Consider the following 22351-nt stretch of genomic DNA (forward strand, 5'->3'; position numbering starts at 1 on the left):
TTTTCCCTTTAATCAGCAAAAACCTTGCCAACAGGGGCAAGGTTCTGCCATAAATGGAATTTGGATATTCTGCTTGTTCTGAAAAACCAGCTTTCCTTATCCGGATTATTGATAAAGGTTCTGATTTCAGCCTCGTCTACACGGCGGGATTCTTATTCATACATCTTGGCGCGCTGCTCTTTCAGCTGCTCGTCGTAGATGTAGTCGTCATACTGCATGAGCTTGTCGATTGTTCCGTTTGGAGTCAGCTCTATGATGCGGTCTGCCACGGTCTGTATGAACTCGTGGTCATGGCTGCTGAAGAGGATGTTGCCCTTGAATCCTACGAGGTTGTTGTTGAATGCCTGGATGCTCTCGAGGTCGAGGTGGTTGGTAGGAGTGTCGAGGATGAGGCAGTTGGCGTTCTTCAGCTGCATTCTTGCTATCATACAGCGCATTTTCTCGCCTCCGCTCAATACGTTCACCTTCTTCAGCACCTCTTCGCCGCTGAAGAGCATTCTGCCGAGGAAGCCCTTCATCACCACTTCGTTGCCCGGACCATACTGGCTGAGCCAGTCCACGAGGTTCATGTCGCTCTGGAAGAACTCCGTGTTGTCGAGAGGCAGATATGCTGTGGTGATGGTTATACCCCATTTGAATGTGCCGGCCTGCGCCTCGCGGTTGCCGTTTATGATTTCGAAGAGGGCAGTCATAGCCTTAGGGTTGTGGCTCAGGAACACCACCTTCTGTCCCTTTTCGATGTTGAAGCTCACGTTGTCGAAGAGCACTGTGCCGTCGTTGTCCACGGCCTTCAGTCCTTCCACTTCCAGAATCTGGTTGCCCGGTTCGCGCTCCATCTGGAATATGATTCCAGGATATTTGCGTGATGACGGTCTGATTTCCTCAACGTTCAGCTTCTCGAGCATCTTCTTGCGGCTCGTCGTCTGCTTGCTCTTTGCCACGTTGGCAGAGAAACGGCGGATGAATTCCTCCAGTTCCTTGCGTTTCTCTTCAGCCTTCTGACGCTGGTTCTGAGCCTGGCGCAGGGCGAGCTGTGAACTCTCATACCAGAAAGAGTAGTTTCCTGAGAATACGGTAACCTTTCCGAAGTCGATGTCCACTGTCTGTGTGCTGACGGCGTCGAGGAAGTGACGGTCGTGACTCACTACGAGAACTGTCTGCTCCACATTGCTCAGATATTCCTCAAGCCACTGCACGGTGTCGAGGTCCAAGTCGTTGGTAGGCTCGTCGAGCAACAGGTTGTCGGGGTGTCCGAACAAAGCCTTTGCAAGCATCACGCGCACCTTCTCGTTGTTTGACAGCTCGCTCATCATCTTCTGGTGCATGTGCTCCTTGATGCCGAGGTTAGAGAGCATCTGTGCAGCGTCGCTTTCAGCGTTCCATCCGTCCATCTCGGCGAATTTCAGCTCCAGGTCGGCAGCGCGGTTACCATCCTCTTCTGTCATTTCCGGTTTTGCGTAGAGTGCCTCACGCTCCTTCATGTTGTTCCACAGAGGCTCGTGTCCCATCAGCACCGTGTCCATTACGCTGTATGCGTCGTATTTGAAGTGGTCCTGATCGAGCACGGAGAGACGCTCGCCCGGTCCCAGTTCCACTGTTCCCTTGTTAGGCTCCAGTTCTCCGCTGATAGCCTTGAGCAGTGTAGACTTTCCTGCGCCGTTTGCACCGATCACACCATAAATGTTCCCATTGGTGAATTTGATATTGACATCCTTGTAGAGTACTCTCTTTCCGAATTGGATAGCGAGATTGGTTACTGTAATCATTTTCTTTCTTCTACCTTATTATATAGTACTTTCTTTGTTGTTATCTTTCTTTTCTGCCAGAGACATTCCCGAAGCGTACCTTTTAGTCCTTGGCATCGAATTTTGCCCAATACGGCAAAATCGGCTGCAAAGTTACTGCAAATTATTGATATTGAGAAATAAAAGTAAATATTTGTGGATATTTTACGGGCTGACGAGTGGAAAAGAAGGTGGCCAGACGAATCAATTTCCATCGAAATGCCATCACGATAAGCATTACTTCGAAATCTCCCCCCTGACGTGGGGAATGAAACCCCACATTAGGGGGAACCGTTCCCCACGCCGTGGGGGAAATTCAGGGATATATTTTTGTCATCGTAATTGTTGGGCTGATTCATCCGACATAGCTATCCCTTCACCGCCTGCGGTAATCTCTGCCGGGGCGATGATGGCAAAAAAAACACGCCTCGTTGCCATAATATCAATGACTTTTGGCATTATTGATGCAAAAGTATCTGATTTTTTCATATATTTGCATCCCGAAAATTCTTTAAGACGACAATATGAGACATACATATAACAGAAACATCAATGATTACGCCCACTATCAAGTGGAGCAAGACGATACGTTGCTCAACTTCCTCCTCAACAACGTGAAGGAGAGCCGTTCAAAGATCAAAGCCACGCTTCAAGGCCGTGGCATCAAGGTTAATGGCAAGACTGTGACACAGTTTGACTATCCCGTTGCTGCCGGCACCAAGATAGAAGTGAGCAAGACGAAACGAAACAACGACAAGCTCAAGAGCCGTTATGTGAAGATTGTCTACGAGGACCAGTATCTAGTGGTGATTGAGAAGAATATCGGCATCCTGTCGATGGCAGCCGGCCACAAGTCGCTGAACGTGAAAGCCGTGCTCGACGACTATTTCAAGAAGACTCGCCAGCGCTGCACGGCACATGTCGTACACCGTCTTGACCGCGACACCAGCGGACTCATGATTTATGCCAAGGACATGGAGACGGAGCAGATTCTGGAGCACAACTGGCATGACATAGTTTTCGACCGACGCTACGTTGCCGTGGTGAGTGGAGAGATGGAGAATGATGAGGGAACGATAGAAAACTGGCTGAAGGACAACAAGGCATACGTGACATATTCGTCACCGGTGGACAATGGCGGAAAATATGCCATCACCCATTACCGGGTGCTCGACCGCACCACGGAGCATAGTCTTGTGGAATACAAATTGGAGACAGGGAGGAAAAACCAGATTCGTGTACACTCTGCCGATATGGGACATCCGGTATGTGGCGACATAAAATATGGCAATGGCGACGACCCTATACATCGCCTTTGTCTTCATGCCTATATGCTCTGCTTCTATCATCCCGTTACCCGTCAGGCGATGGAGTTCGAGACGATGATTCCGGCGGCGTTCAGACATCTGTTCAAGTAGTCCAATCGGTAAGCTTCATTGCTCAGTCCCTTTTATATTGGGCTCAATTAATCATTAAACTCAAGAAAAGATGGAAAATTTCGGATATTATATATTCTGTATAGTAGCCTTTATCGTGGTGTTCCTGCTTGTGAAGAAAATCACAGGCTGCCTGATAAAGACCGCCATATTCGTTGTGCTGGCAGCGGTGCTTGCGGCAATATACTATTTGTGGCTCAGTTGAGGCTTGTGATAAAACGAATCGGTCATCAGGACATTTCTGCGTATTCTGTTCTGATGACCGATTGAGTCTAACCCAAATCAGGCGTCAGGGATTGCTTGGATTCTGAGTTTTCAGAATGACGGATTCAGTTCGGGTTAGTATTCAGTCTTGTCGGTCTTCTCTGTCCACATTTGGAAAGCCTTTTTCGCCTCCTCCTGCATGATTATTTCGGATGGCTTGTTGCGGTGGTCTGGCGACAGTTCCAGTTCCTTGTATATGAAATCGTCGTCGAAACCTATTGCAGCAGCGTCCTTGCGGTCGTTGGCATAGAAAATCTTGTCGAGATGTGCCCAGTATATAGCACCCAGACACATCGGACACGGTTCACACGAAGTGTATATCGAGCAGCCTCCCAGGTCGAATGAACCGATAGCCTTTGCCGCCTTGCGGATTGCCGACACCTCAGCATGGGCGGTAGGGTCGCAGTCTATAGTGACACAGTTGGAAGCCTCTGCCACGACTTCGCCGTTGCGTGCTATTACCGCACCGAACGGTCCGCCGCCGCTTTTCACGCTCTCTTCAGACAGTCTTATGGCTCTGAGCATTAATTCTTTATCGTTCATATAATATTCCTTTATTAGTTATAGATTTAGTGTTATACATTCAAACTCTTTGCTAAGATATTGAATATTTCCCAATAAAACAAGAAAATACCCTAAATTCACGATTATGATACTGTATTTGTCCGGCACAGGAAACACCAGGTGGGTTGCCGAGAGCATTGCCCGCATGACAGGAGACGAGAGGGTAGTAGACGTCGCCTCTGTATGCAGCCAGCCCCTTCATGTGCAGCTGAACCCCGGAGAGCCTCTCGGCATTTTTTTTCCCGTTCACGGTTGGCGTCCGCCGATGCTGCTTCGTCGCGTGTTGTCAGAAATGACGTTGAGCGTCGGTTCGGAGTGCAATGTCAAACCCTACGTGTATTCAGTCTGTACCGTTGGCGACACCGTTGGCGAGAGTATGGATATATTGCGCAGCGATCTCAAGAAACAAGGCGTTTCTCTCGATGCCGTGTTTGATGTGCGGATGCCGAATACATACGTCGGACTGCCCTTTATGGATGTAGACAAGGAGAAGGTGGTCAGCGACAAGCTCCATGAAGCGCAGCCGCGCATGGAGTTTATAGCAGAAAAGATAAGAGAGAGGGCGAATGGGGCTTTCATGCGCTATCTGGGCAGATGGAAGAGAATCAACAGTGGTCTGCTCGGCGAGGCATTTGTGCGCAAACTCGTCACTGACCGTTATTTCCATGTTGAAGAGTCGCTCTGTGTGTCGTGTGGGAAGTGCGTGGCATCGTGTCCCGTCGGCAACATGTCGCTTGACGATGACGGTATGCCGCAATGGAACCATGATGGCAGCTGTCTCACTTGCTTCGCCTGCTATCATAATTGTCCACGCCATGCCATCCGTTTCGGCAGCGTTACCGACAAGAAGGGACAGTATGTCTTTGACCCCAAACGGGCATAGGATGCAAAAAATCAGGCAAACGGTATCTCTATTCTCTATCTTATGTGATAGTATCTCGAATGGCAGCCGAAATAGGAACCGCCGTATGCGGAATCGCACGAACGGTGGCGTGAGAGGACTGTAAATACGAAAATAGGAAGAAAACAGCTTCGTTTTCCTCCTACTCGATTTATTTGTAAAAGTCAGAGACTTCTCTTTTGCCTTTATTCTGTCACAGTTATCTCTCCGCAGATATCTCTCACAATGTTCGATCTCACGAGATTAACATCGTTGTGCTGACCTATCAGGAACATGAGTTTTGTCAAAGCACTCTCCACGGTACTGTCGTAACCGCTCACCACGCCCATGTTCTTGAGCTGGAATCCCGTGTCGTATCTGCCCATCTCCACTGCTCCGGCATCACACTGGCTGATATTCACCACAGTGATTCCGCGGCTTGTAGCCTCCTTGAGCAGTCGCATGAGCCAGGGGTGGTGTGGTGCGTTTCCGCTGCCGTAGGTCCTCATCACTATGGCGCGAAGCTCCGGCGACTCGATTACGTGGCGCGTGATCTGCTCCTGCACACCAGGGAAGAGCGTGAACACGGTGACGTTGGGGTCTAATGCGAAGTGGGGGATGAGTTTCTTCCTGAAGTCCCTCTTCAGGATATGCTCCTCGTGGTATGTGATGTTCACTCCGGCATCTGCCAGATGAGGATAGTTGTAAGATTCAAAGGCGTTGAACCCGTCGGCGTTTGCTTTCGTTGCCCTGTTGCCTCTCAGCAGGTGGCCGTTGAAATAGATACACACTTCTGGAACTATCGGTGTGCCGTCGTCATGGTGGGCAGAAGCCACCTCAATACTCGTCACGAGGTTCTCTTTGCCGTCGGTGCGCAGCTGACCGATAGGCAGCTGGCTTCCTGTCAGCACCACAGGCTTTGTCAGGTTTTCGAGCATGAACGACAGTGCTGATGCCGTGAATGCCATGGTGTCGGTGCCGTGCAGTATTACAAAACCGTCGTAGTCGTCGTATCTGTCGGCAATGATCCTTACGAGTTGCGACCAGAAGCGCGGCGTCATGTCGCTGGAGTCGATGGGAGGCGTGAACTGATAAGAGTCGATTCCCGTCTCGATGGCAGCAAATTCCGGAAGGCAGCTGATTAGATGGTTAAAGTCCAGAGGTTCCAATGCTCCTGATTCACGGTTGCATCCCATGCCTATTGTGCCTCCCGTGTATATCAAAAGCACTCTGTCTGTGCGTTTGAAGGAATAGTTAGAAACTGAATTTTTGTTTTTCATAAAAGGTCTTGCCTATTTGATTTTTCGTTTAGATTGTGCAAATATAGCTTAAAAAATGATGTAATCAAAAAAAATGCCGTATATTTGCACAGAAAAGATTAAACAAATTACATATTAACAATTAATACTAAAATAATATTAAGTCATGAAGCAATTTATGGACGAAAACTTCCTGCTTGAAACCAAGACCTCGCAGGAACTTTTCCACAATCATGCGGCCAAGATGCCAATCATCGATTATCACTGTCATCTGATTCCTGAAATGGTGGCAAACGACCATCAGTTCAAGAGTATTACAGAGCTTTGGCTCGGAGGCGACCACTACAAGTGGCGTGCGATGAGAACCAACGGTGTTGACGAGAGATTCTGCACAGGCAAGGATACTTCAGACTGGGAGAAGTTTGAGAAATGGGCAGAGACCGTTCCTTACACTTTCCGCAACCCTCTTTACCACTGGACCCACCTCGAGCTGAAGACCGCTTTCGGCATCGACAAACTCTTGAGTCCTAAGACAGCAAGAGAAATCTTCGACGAGTGTAACGAGAAGCTGAAGCAGCCAGGATATACCGCACGCGGATTCATGCGCCGCTACAACGTGGAGTGTGTCTGCACCACCGACGATCCAATCGACGATCTGCGCTACCACAAGCAGACTCGCGAGAGCGGTTTCGAGATCAAGATGATTCCGGCATGGCGTCCTGACAAGGCAATGAACATCGAGAAGCCTGAATTCCCTGAATACGTGAACAAGCTTGGTGAGGTGGCTGGTGTCACAATCAACAAGTTTGCCGACATGGTGGACGCTCTGCAGAAGCGCCACGACTTCTTCCATGAGAACGGCTGCCGCCTTTCAGACCACGGTATCGAGGAGTTCTACGACGAACCATATACAGACTCTCAGATCGAGACAATCTTCGAGAAGGCAATGCGCAAGCAGCAGCTTTCGGCTCAGGAGGTCCGCCAGTTCAAACACTGCATCCTGCGCATCTTCGCTGAACAGGATTTCGCAAGCGACTGGACACAGCAGTACCATTACGGAGCAATCCGCGACAACAACAGTCTGATGTACGACAAGCTCGGTGCTGACACCGGTTTCGACTCAATCGGTGAGTTCACCACAGCAACAGCGATGAGCCACTTCCTCAACGAACTCAACAAGGAAGGCAAGCTCACACGTACTATCCTCTACTGCTTGAACCCATGTGCCAACGAGGTTATCGCCACAATGCTCGGCAACTTCCAGGACGGTTCGTGCCCAGGCAAGATCCAGTTCGGTTCAGGCTGGTGGTTCAACGACCAGCTCGACGGTATGACACGCCAGATGAACGCACTCTCTGTTCTTGGTCTGCTGAGCCGTTTCGTAGGTATGCTCACCGACAGCCGTTCGTTCCTCTCATATCCTCGTCATGAGTATTTCCGCCGTCTGCTTTGCAATCTGCTCGGCAACGACGTTGAGAAGGGCTTGCTGCCAAACGACATGGAGAGCCTCTCTCGCATGGTTGAGGACATCAGCTACAACAACGCCCGCAACTACTTCAAGTTCTATTGATTCCCGTCGCGTTCACGCGTCGGCAGGTCGGTCGCAATAAGCGGGTGGACAAGTCGGCGAGTAGATAAGTTGACGGACAGGACGAACATACTGAGTCGTTTCCCCTTTGACTATCCAGGATAGTGGCATGAGGGGCGATGAATGAATAATCCATATCCCCATTTCCCACCACATGAATTATATGTGAGAGAAATGGGGATTTTGTATAGAAATATTTGCCGTTTTCAGAAAATAGGATTATTTTTGCAAAGATTTTAACTATATCTTAATTGAACGAGTATGAAGAAACTACTTATGCCAATTGTATTATTGGTAGCTGTGTTCACCCTCTTTAGCTGTGGTGGCATAAAGCAATTCGCTTATTATCAGAACATTGACACACTGGACTTATCTTCTTCGAAGGGACTTTTCGATGCCAAGATCATGCCTAAGGATGGCTTGGTGATAACCGTAAATACCACCGATCCGAGAGCAGCCGTGCCGTTCAATCTCAATACTGGTAATAATAATAACATTGCTAATGCCAAGGAGTCAACATACCTTGTTGACAACAACGGTTACATCAATTTCCCTATCATAGGATTGGTGAAAGTTTCAGGCTTGACCAAGCGCGAGTGTGAGGCTGTTATCCACGACAGAATCAAACCTTATATGGCAGAGAAGGAGAATCCTATCATCACCGTGCGCATGTCCAGCTTCAGAGTATGCGTGTATGGTGAGGTAAACAAACCGGGAGAGTTTGTTGTGGAAACAGAGAAAATAAGTCTCCCCGAGGCTTTGGCACAGGCTGGTGATCTTACCATCTATGGTAAACGCCAGAATGTGTTGCTTATCAGAGAAGACAGCGAAGGAAGAAAGTCTGCCCACAGGCTTGACTTGACAGATGCAAACATCATAAAGTCTCCATACTATTATCTGCAGCAGAATGACCAGATTTATGTGGAGCCTAACAAAACAAAGAAGAGAAACTCTGTCATCGGTTCGAGTACGTCGATCTGGATTGCAAGTATCAGTTCTCTGACGTCTATAACGTCGCTTATTGTGACGTTGGTAAGATTGTAGGCTTTCTGTCATTTCAAATTTTTATTTGATATGTGTGGTATTGTAGGATATATAGGTAAAAGACAGGTCTTCCCTATTCTCATTAAGGGACTTAAGAGATTAGAGTATAGAGGATACGATAGTGCGGGCGTCGCTATGATAAACGACAATGGCGACCTCAGCGTATACAAGACTAAGGGCAAGGTGGCAGATCTGGAGCGGTTCTGTGAGGATAAGGACATATCCGGAACTGTTGGAATAGCCCACACACGTTGGGCTACTCATGGTGAACCATCGTCGGTGAATGCACATCCGCATTATTCAGAGTCGAAGAACATCGCCATCATTCATAATGGCATCATCGAGAACTATGCTGACCTGAAGAAGAAACTCGTTGCCGATGGCGTGAAATTCCGTTCGGATACCGATACGGAAGTCATCGTGCAGCTCATAGAATATATACAGACGAGAAAGAACGTAGACCTGCTTACGGCAGTGAGGTTTGCCCTCACCCAGCTCATCGGAGCTTATGCCATTGCAGTGCTCGACAAGAGAGACAAAGACCAGATTATCGCTGCCCGCAAGCAGAGTCCGCTGGTCATCGGTATAGGCGAGGACGAGTTCTTCCTCGGTTCCGACGCCACTCCTATTATTGAATACACCGACAAGGTGGTTTATCTCGACGACGACAATATCGCCGTGATACGCCGTGGCGAAGGCCTCAAGGTGGTGAATACTCTCAACGACACGCTTAATCCGGAAATCTGCACCGTAGACCTCGACCTCGGACAGATAGAGAAAGGCGGTTTCCCGCATTTCATGCTCAAGGAAATCTTCGAGCAGCCGGAATGTCTGGAGAACTGCATGCGTGGAAGGATAAACGTGGAAGCCAACAATGTTACACTCAGTGCTGTAATAGACTACAGACGTCAGCTCCTTGCTGCCAAGCGTGTGATAATCGTTGCCTGCGGCACGTCATGGCATGCCGGACTCATAGGCAAGCAGCTGATAGAGTCGCTTTGCCGCATACCGGTGGAAGTGGAATACGCCAGCGAGTTCAGATACAGAAATCCTGTTATCGACAGTTCCGACGTCGTGATAGCAATCTCTCAGAGCGGTGAGACAGCCGACACGTTGGCTGCCGTGAACCTGGCAAAAGACAATGGCGCATTCGTTTATGGAGTATGCAACGCTATCGGTTCGAGCATACCGAGAGACACAGACACCGGTTCGTATATACACGTAGGACCGGAGATCGGCGTTGCCTCCACCAAGGCATTCACCGGACAGGTCACCGTGCTTCTGATGCTCGCACTGGCACTCGGCAAGGAGAAGGGCACGATTACAAACGAACAATACTCCAAGATTGTCAGCGAACTGTGTACCGTACCAGAGAAGATGAAGTCTCTGTTGAAGCTGAACGACAGGATATCAGAATTGAGCAAGACCTTCACCTATGCCAGCAATTTCCTTTATCTGGGACGTGGCTACAACTATCCGGTTGCGCTTGAAGGCGCTCTGAAACTGAAGGAAATCAGTTACATCCATGCCGAAGGCTACCCAGCTGCAGAGATGAAGCACGGTCCCATCGCCCTTATCGACTCTGATATGCCGGTAGTGGTAATAGCTCCGCATGATGAGATGTATCAGAAGGTACTCAGCAATATTCAGGAAATCAAGGCACGAAAGGGAAAGGTCATAGCATTGGTTTCTAAAGGCGACGACACGATAAGCAAGATTGCCGACGAAGTGATAGAGATTCCGCAGACGCTCGAATGTCTTGAGCCGCTTGTGGCATCCATTCCGTTGCAGCTCCTTGCATACCATATCGCAGTGTGCAAAGGAAAGAACGTTGACCAGCCGAGAAATCTCGCCAAGTCGGTGACCGTTGAATAATTGACATCTATATCTTGGGGCTGCTCCTCTTCCGAGGGGTGAGCCCCTTGCTTTGAATATATTAGGGTAATAGTTACAGTAAGGATAATACATATTTAATAAGAATTCAAAAATGGAACCTTTGAAGCATGAATGTGGTGTGGCAATGGTGAGACTGCTGAAACCACTGGAATACTACCAGGAGAAGTATGGCACCTGGATGTATGGTCTTAACAAACTCTATCTCATGATGGAGAAACAACACAACCGAGGACAGGAAGGAGCCGGAATGGCATGCGTGAATCTCGCAGCTTTGCCCGGCCACGAATATATGTTCAGGGAGAGGGCGGAAGGTTCCAACGCCATCACGGAGATCTTTAGCACAGTACACAAGAAATTCATGGACCTCTCAGAGGAACAGCTCGCTGATGTGGATTATGCACGCCACAATCTTCCGTTTGCAGGAGAGATGTATATGGGCCACCTGCGCTATTCCACTACAGGAAAGAGCGGACTCACATTCGTGCATCCGTTTCTGAGAAGAAACAACTGGAGAGCAAAGAATCTTTGTCTCTGCGGAAATTTCAATATGACCAACGTGCATGAGATTTTCGAGAAACTACTCGCTATGGGACAGTCGCCGAGAATATACAGCGACACCTATATCACTCTCGAACTGATGGGCCACCGCCTCGACAGAGAGGTGGAGCGCAACTTCATAGATGCCCAGAAGAAGGGCCTCAAAGGACGCGACATCACCGATTATATCGATGACAACGTGAAGATGGCTAATGTGCTGAAAACCACGATGACCGACTTCGACGGTGGCTACGTGATGTGCGGACTGACAGGAAGCGGAGAGATGTTTGCCATGAGAGACCCATGGGGGATTCGTCCGGCTTTCTGGTATAAGGACGACGAGGTGATAGCATTGGCAAGCGAGCGCCCTGTGCTTCAGACCACATTCGGACTCGACTGCGACGACATCCACGAGCTGGAGCCCGGACAGGCGATAGTAGTGACAAAGAACGGCGTGGACAGTCTGGAGCAGATAATCGAACAGCGTGGCGACAGCAAATGCTCGTTTGAGAGAATATACTTCAGCCGCGGTTCCGACCGCGATATATACAATGAGCGCAAGAAGCTCGGAGAACAGCTCACGGAGAGTATTCTGAAGGCTGTGGATTACGACACCGAACATACAGTGTTCTCTTTCATACCAAACACAGCCGAAGTGGCGTTCTACGGAATGCTCGGAGGCTTCAAGAGGTATATCAACGACCAGAAGATAGAACGTCTGTATAACCTCGGCCATACACCGACTAAGGACGAGCTGCAGGAGATTCTCCATCAGTATGTCCGGAGTGAGAAGGTGGCATGGAAGGACATCAAGCTTCGCACCTTTATCACAGAGGGAAACACCCGTAAGGACCTGGCGTCGCATGTATACGATGTGACATACGGTTCGATAGAGCCATACGTTGACAATCTCGTCATCATCGACGACAGCATCGTTAGGGGAACCACTCTGAAAGAGAGCATCCTGAAGATTCTCGACAGCCTGCACCCAAAGAAGATCGTGGTGGTGAGCAGTTCGCCACAGATACGTTACCCCGACTACTACGGTATCGACATGCCGAGCCTGGAGGAGTTCTGTGTCTTTGGTGCCACAATGCAGCTGCTGAAGGAACGCGACATGCTCCATGTCGTTGACGATATTTATGAGAACTGTCTCGCAGAGCTCAAGAAACCGAGAGCCGAGATGCGCAACTGCGTGAGAGACATCTACACGCCTTTCACGGTGAATGAGATAAACCAGAAAATCATCGAGATGCTGCGCCCAGAAGGCATGACAACACCGGTGGAACTCGTGTTCCAGTCTATCGAAGGACTCCACGAGGCTATACCTGGCCATAAGGGAGACTGGTATTTCACCGGCAACTATCCTACTCCCGGAGGCACGGAGCTTGTAAACAGAGCCTTCGTCAGCTTCTATGAGAACAAATACAAGAAGAGAAAATAGAATTATAACAAAATAACCGCAAGGTTTAAAAACAACTATATAAATGAGAAATGTAACTTTAGTCTTGGAAGATGGAACCAAGTTCCACGGAAAGTCGTTTGGCTACGACCAGCCCGTTGCTGGCGAGGTGGTGTTCAATACAGCCATGATGGGCTATCCGGAGAGCCTTACCGACCCTTCCTACGCAGGTCAGCTGATGGTTCTCACTTATCCGCTTGTAGGTAACTATGGCGTGCCTCCGTTCACTATCGAAGAGAATGGTCTGGCTACATTTATGGAGAGTGACAAAATCCATGCTTCGGCAATCATCGTTGCCGACTATAGCGAGCAGTATAGTCATTGGAATGCTGTAGAGTCGCTTGCCGATTGGCTCAAGCGCGAGCATGTGCCGGGAATTACCGGCATCGACACCCGCGAGCTGACTAAAGTGTTGCGTGAGCACGGTGTCATGATGGGAAAGATTCTCTTCGACGACGAGCCGGACAATGTGCCGGTGGCAATGTATGAGGGAGTGAACTTCGTCGACCGTGTGAGCTGCAAGGAGATTATCCGCTACAACGAGGGTGCCGGCCGCAAGGTGGTGCTTGTTGACTGTGGCGTGAAGCATAACATCATCCGTTGTCTCATCAACCGTGGTGTGGAAGTTATCCGTGTGCCATGGAACTACGACTATACCGACATGGAGTTCGACGGCCTTTTCCTCGCCAATGGTCCTGGCGACCCGGACATGTGTGAGGAAGCAGTGGCAATCATCCGCAAGCAGATGTCAAAGTCTACAAAGCCAATCTGTGGTATCTGTATGGGTAACCAGTTGCTCGCCAAGGCAGGCGGCGCAAGCATCTACAAACTGAAATACGGTCACCGTTCCCACAACCAGCCAGTGCGCATGGTTGGCACAGACAGGTGTTTCGTGACGAGCCAGAACCACGGCTATGCCGTTGACGCCAAGACTCTCGGCAAGGACTGGGAGGAACTTTTCGTGAATATGAACGACGGCAGCAACGAGGGCATCAAGCACAAGACCAACCCTTGGTTCTCAAGCCAGTTCCACCCGGAGGCTTGCTCCGGACCGGTAGATACAGAGTTCATGTTCGACAAGTTCGTTGAAGCACTCAAATAATGATTCGCTGAAACACGTTATAGTCACATTCTGCCGTCCTCTCTCTCTTGAGACTGGCAGTGTGGAATCAAAGTATCAAGAAACTCAAGATAATATAATAATGAAAGACGATAATATAAAGAAAGTCCTGCTCTTAGGTTCAGGCGCATTGAAGATCGGTGAGGCCGGTGAGTTCGACTATTCCGGTTCTCAGGCACTCAAGGCACTCCGTGAGGAGGGAGTGGAAACAGTTCTCATCAACCCTAACATCGCCACCGTACAGACATCCGAGGGCGTTGCCGACCAGATCTATTTCCTTCCTGTCCAGCCATATTTTGTGGAGAGGGTAATCGAAAAGGAGCGTCCGGATGGTATCCTCCTTTCTTTCGGCGGACAGACGGCTCTCAACTGCGGTGTTGAACTCTTCAAGAGCGGTGTGCTCGAGAAATACAATGTCAGGGTGCTTGGCACACCGGTGCAGGCTATCATGGACACAGAAGACCGTGAGCTTTTCGTTCAGAAGCTCGATGAGATTGACGTGAAGACCATCAAGAGCGAGGCTTGCGAGAACATCGAACAGACACGCAAGGCAGCTGCCGAACTCGGTTATCCTGTTATTATCCGTGCCGCATACGCATTGGGAGGTCTGGGATCAGGTTTCGCTGACAACGAGGAGGAACTGAACAAGCTCGCTGAGAAGGCATTCGCTTTCTCTCCGCAGGTGCTTGTGGAGAAGAGTCTCAAGGGATGGAAGGAGATAGAGTATGAAGTGGTGCGCGACCGCTACGACAACTGTATCACCGTTTGTAATATGGAGAACTTCGACCCGCTGGGAATCCATACGGGAGAGAGTATCGTAATCGCTCCTTCACAGACGCTTACAAACTCAGAATATCACAAGCTCCGTGCCTTGGCTATCAAGATCATCCGCCATATCGGTATCGTGGGTGAGTGTAACGTGCAGTATGCGTTCGACCCAAAGAGCGAAGACTATAGAGTGATCGAGGTGAATGCCCGTTTGAGCCGTTCCTCAGCTCTCGCTTCAAAGGCAACAGGTTATCCTCTGGCTTTCGTTGCTGCAAAGCTCGGTATGGGCTACGGACTCTTCGAGCTGAAGAACTCCGTGACCAAAACCACCAGCGCATTCTTCGAACCGGCTCTCGACTATGTGGTCTGCAAGATACCACGCTGGGACTTGAGCAAGTTCCGTGGCGTAGACAAGGAGTTGGGATCATCGATGAAGTCTGTCGGTGAGGTAATGGCTATCGGCCGCAACTTCGAGGAAGCTATCCAGAAGGGTCTCCGTATGATCGGTCAGGGTATGCACGGCTTCGTTGAGAACAAGGAACTTGAGATTCCTGATATCGACTCCGCCCTTCGTGAACCTACAGACAAGCGTATCTTCGTCATCTCGAAGGCTATGCACAAGGGATATACCGTTGACGATATCCATGAACTGACTAAGATTGACAAGTGGTTCCTCGAGAAGCTGAAGCATATCATCGACATCGACGAGGAGATGAAGAAGTGCAACATAAATACTCTTGACAAGGAACTGATGCACACGGCTAAGGTCTATGGTTTCACCGACTTCCAGATAGCTCGTGCAGTCGGCTTGGAGCAGGAGCTTCACAGCATGGCAAAGGCAGGTCTTGTAGTAAGACAGTTGCGCAAGAACTATGGCATCCTTCCTGTAGTAAAACAGATAGATACCCTTGCCGCTGAATATCCGGCACAGACCAACTATCTGTATGTTACATACGCCGGTGTGAAGAGCGACATCACCTTCGAGAACGACCACCGCAGCATCGTGGTGCTCGGTTCAGGTGCCTACCGCATCGGTTCTTCAGTTGAGTTCGACTGGTGTGGCGTGCAGGCTCTCAATACCATCCGTAAGGAGGGCTACCGCTCGGTGATGATAAACTATAACCCTGAGACCGTTTCTACCGACTATGACATGTGCGACCGTCTCTATTTCGATGAGTTGACATTCGAGCGTGTTATGGATATCATCGACATGGAGCAGCCTTATGGCGTAATCGTTTCCACCGGTGGACAGATTCCTAACAACCTTGCAATGCGCCTCGATGAGCAGCATGTGCCGATCCTCGGTACCAAGGCTAAGGACATCGACAATGCCGAAGACCGTGCCAAGTTCTCTCAGATGCTCACCAACAACGGTATCAACCAGCCTGAGTGGAGCGCTCTGACCAGCATGGAAGATATCGACAAGTTCATCGATAGGGTAGGCTTCCCTGTTCTTGTGCGCCCAAGCTACGTGCTCTCAGGTGCTGCCATGAACGTATGCTCTAATGAGGACGAACTGAAGCGTTTCCTCCAGTTGGCTGCCAATGTCAGCGAGGATCATCCGGTCGTAGTGAGCAAGTTCATCGAGCATGCCAAGGAGATTGAGATGGATGCCGTGGCAAAAGACGGTGAGGTCATTGCTTACGCCATTTCTGAGCATATCGAGTTTGCCGGTGTACACTCCGGCGACGCTACAATACAGTTCCCTCCACAGAAACTCTATGTTGAGACCGTGCGCCGTGTGAAGCGCGTCGGCCGTCAGATTGCCAAGGAACTCCACATCAACGGACCGTTCAACATCCAGTTTATGGCTCGCGACAATGATATCCTCGTCATCGAGTGTAACCTGCGTGCCAGCCGTTCGTTCCCATTCGTGAGCAAGGTATTGAAGATCAACCTCATCGAGCTTGCCACACGAGTTATGTTAGGTCTGCCGGTAGAGAAACCGAGCAAGAACCTCTTCGATCTTGACTACGTGGGAATCAAGGCTTCTCAGTTCTCGTTCAACCGTCTGCAGAAGGCTGACCCAGTTCTCGGTGTAGACATGAGTTCTACTGGTGAGGTTGGATGTATCGGAAACGACACAAGCTGTGCCGTGCTCAAGAGTATGCTTTCCGTAGGTCAGCGTATTCCGGAGAAGAACATTCTTCTTTCTACTGGTAGTGCAAAGCAGAAGGCAGACATGCTCGACGCTGCACAGATGCTCGTGAAACATGGTTATAAGCTCTTTGCAACAGACGGAACAAGCAAGTTCCTCACTGAGAACGGCATTGAGAACACCCATGTGCTCTGGCCTTCAGACCCGGACGACGGCAAGACTCCAAAGGCTCTTGATATGCTCCACAACCACGAGATTGACATGGTGGTGAACATTCCTAAGAACCTCACCAGCTCTGAGCTTACCAACGGTTACAAGATTCGCCGTGCGGCAATCGACCTCAACGTTCCGTTGATTACCAACAGCCGTCTTGCCAGTGCATTCATATCAGCATTCTGCACTACCAAGCTCTCAGATATCGAGATTAAGGCATGGGGTGAATATTAATCGTGATAAGCTGGAGTTGATATACTCCAAGAATAAAGGTACATAGTTACCATAATAAAAACAGCCAAGGATTCAGTTATTGCCGAGTCCTTGGCTGAGTTTTTTTACCACACCAAAAACGACCTAATGACCGATTGGGGTTAAACCCAAATCGGTCATTAGGCCGTTTAATGTATAATTTTAATAACTGCTTGCAGTCTTTTGCTTTTTATAAGGCGTCTTTTGCTCGTTTTTAATTCGCAATAGCCCGCTATTACTCATTAAAAGCCAAACAAAATCCACTCTTCTAAAAAACAAAATCCATGCAAGCCCTAATGACCGATTTGGGTTAAAAAAATGGCATAATCGCACTTTTCAGCGATTATGCCATTTCTTTTGTATATATGAAGGATTAGAATTCCACTTTGATGATATAGTCGTCTTCGTCACCCTTTCTGTCGTTCAGCTCGAAGATTGTCTTGCCAGTGGCTTTGTCCTTTCTGAACGCCAGTTTGTCGCCTGTGATGAGGTTTGTCGCCTTCTTGGCTTTACCCTTCATTGTCACGGCGATTTCACCATCCTTCTTGTCTGTGAGGATATGTATATAGAGAGGAGCCTTTTTCCCCTTTCCGCATGTCGACACGATGCTGTCGCCAAGCGCCACTTCTCCTGCCACAGTGCGGTATATGCTTTCGCCGGCATTGCCGTTCAGCCATTTGCCCATGTCGGCAAGACGGTCGAGAGCCGTTGCCGGAAGTTCGCCGTTTGGCTGCGGACCGATATTGAGCAGCAGGTTGGCTCCCTTAGCCGCTGTGCGCACGAGCAGTCTGATGAGTTCCTTGGCCGATTTATAGTTCTGGTCTTTTATCTTGTATCCCCACATGCCGTTCATCGTCTGACAAGTCTCCAGCGGCAACCGGCTGATAGACTGTCCAGACAGACCGTTCTTGTTCTCTCCCGGAATGTCTCTTTCAAACATCTGCATGTCTTCGCCCTCAAACGGAGTCTGGTGGTGGTTGTTGCCGATGATGCACGCCGGTTGCAGTTTGTGTATCATGGCATACTGCTCAGGCAGCTGCCAGTTGAATGGGATAGTGTCCTCGTCGTGGTCCCACCATCCGTCAAACCATATACCGTCCACCTTTCCGTAGTTTGTCAGCAGTTCGGTGAGCTGTGCGTTCATGAATTTGTAGTAGTGGTTCCAGTCAGCCTTCTTCGGGTCTTTGCCCGTTGTCAGTCCTGTTCTGCCGGCAGGGTAGTCCTCTCGTGTCCAGTCGATGTGAGAGTAGTAGAGATGCAGTCCAATGCCCTGTTTGTGGCATTCGTCAGCCAGCTGTCTCACGATGTCTTTGCCGTATGGCGTGTTCATGATGTTGTAGTCAGACTGTTTTGTGTCCCACATCGAGAAACCCTCGTGGTGGCGGGTGGTGAAGCAGATGTATTTGGCTCCCGAAGCCTTTATCGCCGAAATCCATTTCTCGGCGTTGAAGGAGTGCGGATAGAAAGCGTCAGCCACCTTGGCGTATTCGTCCTTGTTGGGACCATAGTTGAGATACCATTCCCCCTGTGCGAACATACTGTAAAGTCCCCAATGCAGGAAAATGCCGAAGCGGTTGTCAGAAAATTCATTTCGTGCCTGCAGGTTCTCTGCTGTCGGTACGTAATGCTGCTGGTTGCAGGTTTCGGCTTTCTGCTGGTTCTGTGCGTTGCCCAGAAGAGTTGCCGATGCAAGTAGTGCTGTTATCAATGCGTGTTTCATAAAAATAAGGTTATCAAAAGATTATTATAAACCCAGTTCCAGAAGTCCGCATTGCGGGAGTTTCCTGCGATGCGGACCATGAAGCCGGTTCTTCAGTCATTGTGTATTTCTTGTTCCGTGTATTGTCAAGGTCTCATCGTGTTAGGCAGTTTGAAGTCCTTGTTGAACACGTCAGCCACCTTGTCGATTTCGAGGAACGTGGTGCCGCCGCCCCTTCCGAAGCTGCCGCTCAGATATGCAATCTTGTCCTCCATCTTCAGGTAGCCCTTCTGTCGCAGCATTCTCAGCGCTGCCACGAACTGGTCCTGCGGTTGCAGTTTCTTATGCTGGAACACCGGAATCACTCCGTAGCTCAGGGCCAGCAATCTCTGCACCCTTTCCTTTACGCAGATGGCGAGCACGGGGTTAGGACCGCGGAAAGCCGCCAGGTTGCGTGCTGTGCGTCCGTATAGGCTGTCGGTGATGATTCCCCTCACTCCGAGACGCTCCGTTGACTCGATAGCCTGTTTTGCAAGGAATTCGCTCACGTTGCAGTCGTTGCTCAATGGCACAGGGATGTCGTTTTCGCGCATCTTGTCCTTCTCAGCCTGTTCGGCGATGGCAGCCATTGTCTTTACAGCCTCCACCGGGTATTTACCCGATGCCGTCTCGCCGCTGAGCATCAGGGCGTCGGTGCGGTAGTATATGGCATTGGCGATGTCGGTCACCTCGGCACGTGTAGGACGAGGGTTGTTTATCATCGTGTGCAACATCTGTGTGGCAACGATAACAGGCTTCTTTGCCTCGATACACTTCTTGATGATCATTCTCTGGATTCCCGGAATGCGCTCGATAGGCACCTCGATGCCCAGGTCGCCACGGGCGATCATGATACCGTAAGACGCCTCGATAATCTCGTCGATATTGTCAACGCCCTCCTGGTTCTCGATCTTTGAGATGATCTTTATCTCGCTGTTATGCTCGTCAAGAATTCTCTGAACAGCCAGCACGTCTTCCTTGCTGCGCACGAAAGAGTGGGCTATGAAGTCGATGTCCTCTTCTATTGCGAGCAGGATGTTCGCTTTGTCCTTTTCAGTCAGCGCCGGCAGGTCGATATGCTCTCCCGGAACGTTGACGCTCTTTTTCGAACCCAGCTTTCCGTCGTTCTGCACCTCCACGCAGAGCGAGTCGCCGTCTTTTTCATAGACGAGCATATCCAGTTCTCCGTCGTCGAAGAGCACATGGTCGCCCACTTTCACGTCGTCAATGAAATTTTCGTATGAAACGTTCACTGTGTCGTGAGTAGTATCTTCTGTATTGTGTCCGTAGATTTTCACCCTTTCCCCCGTTTTGTATTCAATGGGTTGGTCAGTGGCTGTGGTCCTCACTTCCGGTCCTTTGGTGTCGATGAGTATTCCGATGTGTCTTGACACCTTTCTCGTGTTTTTGATAATCTCGCGTAGACCGTCGTGTGAGGCATGTGCGGTGTTCATTCTGACTACGTTCACACCTGCCAGGAATAGCTGGCGGATAAAGTCTACACTGCATCTGCGGTCGCTGATAGAAGCTACAATCTTAGTTTGTTTCATACCTGTATATTATTTACCTATTTAAATTCAATGCAAAAATACAACAATAATTTCTATTTCCGTCTCAGGTGTTGTGATTATTTGCTGTTATTCGACTAAAACGATTTCGTTCAGGGGCTGAACCGTTGATGATGGTCATCTGTATGCAGCTTCAGTCCCATTCCTTGAAGTGCAGTTCCTGTTCCACCCATTGTGGTCTCTTCTTGTCGTCGCAGGGGTTCGACACGCTCAGTCCGATGAGCCGGATAGGTTTCGTTGTGGTGTCCACCTGTCTGAGGAGTTCCTTTGCCAGTGGCAGGATGTCCTGTTTCTTTGTGAGCACCCTGTCAGACGTTATGCTGCGTGTGATGTTGGTGAAGTCGGAGTATTTTATTTTCAGGCTCAGCGTCAGTCCTCTGAATCCGCTTTTCTCCAGTCTTGTCAGCAGTTCCATAACAGTGTGGTATAGTTCTATTATTATCGCCGACCTTTTGTTAATATCCTCCAGAAAAGTCTGTTCGCAACCCACCGACTTCCTTATCCTTACGTTCTCTACAGGCCGCTCGTCTATGCCACGTGCGAAATTATAGAACGTGGGTCCCGCCTTTCCGAACACCTCAGTGAGATGCTTCAGCGAGCATTGTCTCAACTGTTCCCCGTTGAATATCCCCATGCGGTGCATAGTCTCTCTCGTCTTCGGTCCCACACCCCAGAAATCCTCTATCGGCAGCGTTGCGATGAAGTCGAGAGCACGGTCAGGGTGGATGGTAAACAGTCCGTCGGGCTTGCGGTAGTCGGAAGCTATCTTGGCGAGAAACTTGTTGTACGACACTCCCGCACTTGCCGTCAGCTCCGTCTCCTGTCTTATAGCTTCCTTTATCTCCCTTGCTATGTCTTGAGCGAGCAGAATCTGCGGTTTGTTGCAGGTCACGTCGAGAAAAGCCTCGTCGATAGACAATGGTTCTATCAGCTCTGTATAGCGTTGGAAAATGGCGTGTATCTGTCGCGACACCTCTTTGTACACCTCGTGCCTGCACGGCACGATAATCAGTTCCTTGCACAACTGTTTCGCCTTTGCCATCGACATAGCCGAGCGCACTCCATATCGCCTTGCCTCATAGCTCGCCGTAGACACCACACCACGTGGTCCGTCGAACCCCACGGCAATCGGTTTGCCGCGCAGCTCCGGATTGTCTCTTTGTTCCACTGCAGCAAAAAAGGCATCCATGTCGATATGTATTATCTTTCTGATATTGTCCATTGGCTTGTCATGCAAGGATTGCTGTTGTGCTATAAAATATTTTATTAAAGGTCAATGCCTTTCCTACTCTGCACTATTGCATAAGGATTCAGCATAGCAGGAGTACTGCTGTTATCAGTGTTGGCAATAGTAGACAGATGATTACTGACCAAAGGTAGTAATTGCCGAAGGAGGAAATGAATATCTGTGAGAGTCTGAACATTGTATCACAGAACTGATTGAATTTCTTTCTCTGGAGGATTATAATGCCAACGCATATCAACAGCCACATTGGTGACAATATCAGCTTATGCAGCTTATAGTCAAGTATTGCTGCCCAAGCGAGAGGCAAGAGCATATACCATACTATAATATTCACTGCATTGTATGACAGATGAAAGACCTTACCAATTGCCAATAGTATCTTTACTGTAATAGCAAAAGGAAAAGCAATTATTGCTCCTAATGGTACATATTGAAAATTAGTATCTCTATTTTTTTTCATTATCTTTTTTATCTTTAATTACAAATTCATCTTTATCATCTGTAAAAGAGCAACCAAATCCATTACCAGAATTATTGGTAAACAAATAATCATCCTTATATTTTAAGTCTAAAGCCTTGCCTATACAATAAGCTGCTAAAAAAACTGTAATTAACAATATGAGAAGACAAATAC

17 protein-coding genes are annotated in these 22351 nt (G+C 49.2%); 9 read left to right on the forward strand and 8 right to left on the reverse strand.

Features of this window, described 5'->3' with window-relative positions; genetic code table 11:
* Window positions 1-152: 152 nt before the first annotated feature.
* Entirely contained in the window at window positions 153-1766 is a 1614-nt protein-coding gene (locus tag ST42_RS10965; RefSeq protein ID WP_022315910.1) for an ABC-F family ATP-binding cassette domain-containing protein, read from the reverse strand.
* 351 nt (window positions 1767-2117) lie between these two features.
* Complete coding sequence (locus ST42_RS13900; RefSeq protein WP_156139353.1) at window positions 2118-2273, reverse strand: hypothetical protein; 156 nt, start codon at window positions 2271-2273, stop codon at window positions 2118-2120.
* A gap of 35 nt (window positions 2274-2308) precedes the next feature.
* Between ST42_RS13900 and ST42_RS10975 the strand changes: the two genes are divergently transcribed.
* Window positions 2309-3202 (forward strand): RluA family pseudouridine synthase, encoded by an 894-nt coding sequence (locus ST42_RS10975; RefSeq protein ID WP_042518924.1) that lies wholly within the window; start codon window positions 2309-2311, stop codon window positions 3200-3202.
* 70 nt (window positions 3203-3272) lie between these two features.
* Window positions 3273-3425 carry a hypothetical protein gene (locus ST42_RS14090; protein ID WP_022315912.1) on the forward strand — a complete coding sequence of 51 codons (153 nt, stop codon included), beginning with the start codon at window positions 3273-3275 and terminating at the stop codon, window positions 3423-3425.
* Between the two features lie 134 nt (window positions 3426-3559).
* Here the strand turns inward: ST42_RS14090 and ST42_RS10980 are convergent, their stop codons facing one another.
* Window positions 3560-4027 (reverse strand): nucleoside deaminase, encoded by a 468-nt coding sequence (locus ST42_RS10980; protein ID WP_044073529.1) that lies wholly within the window; start codon window positions 4025-4027, stop codon window positions 3560-3562.
* A 106-nt stretch (window positions 4028-4133) separates the two neighbouring features.
* On the opposite strand from ST42_RS10980, the gene ST42_RS10985 reads away from it, so the two are divergent.
* A complete protein-coding gene (locus ST42_RS10985; protein ID WP_044073530.1) occupies window positions 4134-4931 on the forward strand; it encodes an EFR1 family ferrodoxin in 798 nt (265 codons plus the stop codon).
* Window positions 4932-5134: 203 nt separating this feature from the next.
* Here the strand turns inward: ST42_RS10985 and ST42_RS10990 are convergent, their stop codons facing one another.
* Window positions 5135-6208, reverse strand: coding sequence for an asparaginase (locus ST42_RS10990; RefSeq protein ID WP_044066288.1), 1074 nt, complete (start codon window positions 6206-6208; stop codon window positions 5135-5137).
* Between the two features lie 145 nt (window positions 6209-6353).
* Here ST42_RS10990 and uxaC point away from each other — a divergent pair, with 145 nt between their 5' ends.
* The 6 genes from uxaC to carB all read left to right on the forward strand — a co-directional run bounded on the left by uxaC (window position 6354) and on the right by carB (window position 17147).
* Complete coding sequence (uxaC, locus tag ST42_RS10995) at window positions 6354-7757, forward strand: glucuronate isomerase (RefSeq protein WP_044073532.1); 1404 nt, start codon at window positions 6354-6356, stop codon at window positions 7755-7757.
* Window positions 7758-8036: 279 nt separating this feature from the next.
* Window positions 8037-8819, forward strand: a complete 783-nt coding sequence (locus ST42_RS11000) for a polysaccharide biosynthesis/export family protein (RefSeq protein ID WP_022315917.1) — start codon at window positions 8037-8039, stop codon at window positions 8817-8819.
* A gap of 30 nt (window positions 8820-8849) precedes the next feature.
* On the forward strand, window positions 8850-10694 hold the full coding sequence (gene glmS, locus ST42_RS11005; RefSeq protein WP_044073533.1) for a glutamine--fructose-6-phosphate transaminase (isomerizing): 1845 nt from the start codon (window positions 8850-8852) through the stop codon (window positions 10692-10694).
* A 112-nt stretch (window positions 10695-10806) separates the two neighbouring features.
* Entirely contained in the window at window positions 10807-12696 is a 1890-nt protein-coding gene (locus ST42_RS11010) for an amidophosphoribosyltransferase (RefSeq protein WP_022315919.1), read from the forward strand.
* A 43-nt stretch (window positions 12697-12739) separates the two neighbouring features.
* Window positions 12740-13816, forward strand: a complete 1077-nt coding sequence (carA, locus tag ST42_RS11015) for a glutamine-hydrolyzing carbamoyl-phosphate synthase small subunit (RefSeq protein ID WP_022315920.1) — start codon at window positions 12740-12742, stop codon at window positions 13814-13816.
* A gap of 100 nt (window positions 13817-13916) precedes the next feature.
* Complete coding sequence (carB, locus tag ST42_RS11020; protein WP_044073534.1) at window positions 13917-17147, forward strand: carbamoyl-phosphate synthase (glutamine-hydrolyzing) large subunit; 3231 nt, start codon at window positions 13917-13919, stop codon at window positions 17145-17147.
* A gap of 391 nt (window positions 17148-17538) precedes the next feature.
* On the opposite strand, the gene ST42_RS11025 is transcribed toward carB, so the two are convergent.
* The 4 genes from ST42_RS11025 to ST42_RS14375 all read right to left on the reverse strand — a co-directional run.
* Window positions 17539-18885, reverse strand: coding sequence for an alpha-L-fucosidase (locus ST42_RS11025; RefSeq protein ID WP_042518937.1), 1347 nt, complete (start codon window positions 18883-18885; stop codon window positions 17539-17541).
* A 125-nt stretch (window positions 18886-19010) separates the two neighbouring features.
* Window positions 19011-20453: a pyruvate kinase gene (pyk, locus tag ST42_RS11030; protein ID WP_042518939.1), complete on the reverse strand. Its 1443-nt coding sequence runs from the start codon at window positions 20451-20453 to the stop codon at window positions 19011-19013.
* Between the two features lie 151 nt (window positions 20454-20604).
* A complete protein-coding gene (gene dinB / locus ST42_RS11035) occupies window positions 20605-21693 on the reverse strand; it encodes a DNA polymerase IV (RefSeq protein ID WP_044073535.1) in 1089 nt (362 codons plus the stop codon).
* 470 nt (window positions 21694-22163) lie between these two features.
* Window positions 22164-22351 (reverse strand): hypothetical protein (locus ST42_RS14375; protein WP_231557027.1); only part of this gene is annotated, 188 nt, incomplete at its 5' end.

Origin of the sequence: Prevotella pectinovora (assembly GCF_000834015.1) — a bacterium.
GTDB classification, from domain to species: domain Bacteria; phylum Bacteroidota; class Bacteroidia; order Bacteroidales; family Bacteroidaceae; genus Prevotella; species Prevotella pectinovora.

Excerpts from the sequence above, each read along its gene's own strand:
- ST42_RS10965 (WP_022315910.1), bottom strand. The coding sequence starts at position 1,766 with ATGATTACAGTAACCAATCTCGCTATCCAATTCGGAAAGAGAGTACTC.
- carA (WP_022315920.1), top strand. The coding sequence starts at position 12,740 with ATGAGAAATGTAACTTTAGTCTTGGAAGATGGAACCAAGTTCCACGGA.
- glmS (WP_044073533.1), top strand. The coding sequence starts at position 8,850 with ATGTGTGGTATTGTAGGATATATAGGTAAAAGACAGGTCTTCCCTATT.
- ST42_RS10985 (WP_044073530.1), top strand. The coding sequence starts at position 4,134 with ATGATACTGTATTTGTCCGGCACAGGAAACACCAGGTGGGTTGCCGAG.
- ST42_RS11025 (WP_042518937.1), bottom strand. The coding sequence starts at position 18,885 with ATGAAACACGCATTGATAACAGCACTACTTGCATCGGCAACTCTTCTG.
- carB (WP_044073534.1), top strand. The coding sequence starts at position 13,917 with ATGAAAGACGATAATATAAAGAAAGTCCTGCTCTTAGGTTCAGGCGCA.
- pyk (WP_042518939.1), bottom strand. The coding sequence starts at position 20,453 with ATGAAACAAACTAAGATTGTAGCTTCTATCAGCGACCGCAGATGCAGT.
- ST42_RS10990 (WP_044066288.1), bottom strand. The coding sequence starts at position 6,208 with ATGAAAAACAAAAATTCAGTTTCTAACTATTCCTTCAAACGCACAGAC.
- ST42_RS13900 (WP_156139353.1), bottom strand. The coding sequence starts at position 2,273 with ATGAAAAAATCAGATACTTTTGCATCAATAATGCCAAAAGTCATTGAT.
- ST42_RS11000 (WP_022315917.1), top strand. The coding sequence starts at position 8,037 with ATGAAGAAACTACTTATGCCAATTGTATTATTGGTAGCTGTGTTCACC.
- ST42_RS14090 (WP_022315912.1), top strand. The coding sequence starts at position 3,273 with ATGGAAAATTTCGGATATTATATATTCTGTATAGTAGCCTTTATCGTG.
- ST42_RS10975 (WP_042518924.1), top strand. The coding sequence starts at position 2,309 with ATGAGACATACATATAACAGAAACATCAATGATTACGCCCACTATCAA.
- ST42_RS10980 (WP_044073529.1), bottom strand. The coding sequence starts at position 4,027 with ATGAACGATAAAGAATTAATGCTCAGAGCCATAAGACTGTCTGAAGAG.
- ST42_RS11010 (WP_022315919.1), top strand. The coding sequence starts at position 10,807 with ATGGAACCTTTGAAGCATGAATGTGGTGTGGCAATGGTGAGACTGCTG.
- dinB (WP_044073535.1), bottom strand. The coding sequence starts at position 21,693 with ATGGACAATATCAGAAAGATAATACATATCGACATGGATGCCTTTTTT.
- uxaC (WP_044073532.1), top strand. The coding sequence starts at position 6,354 with ATGAAGCAATTTATGGACGAAAACTTCCTGCTTGAAACCAAGACCTCG.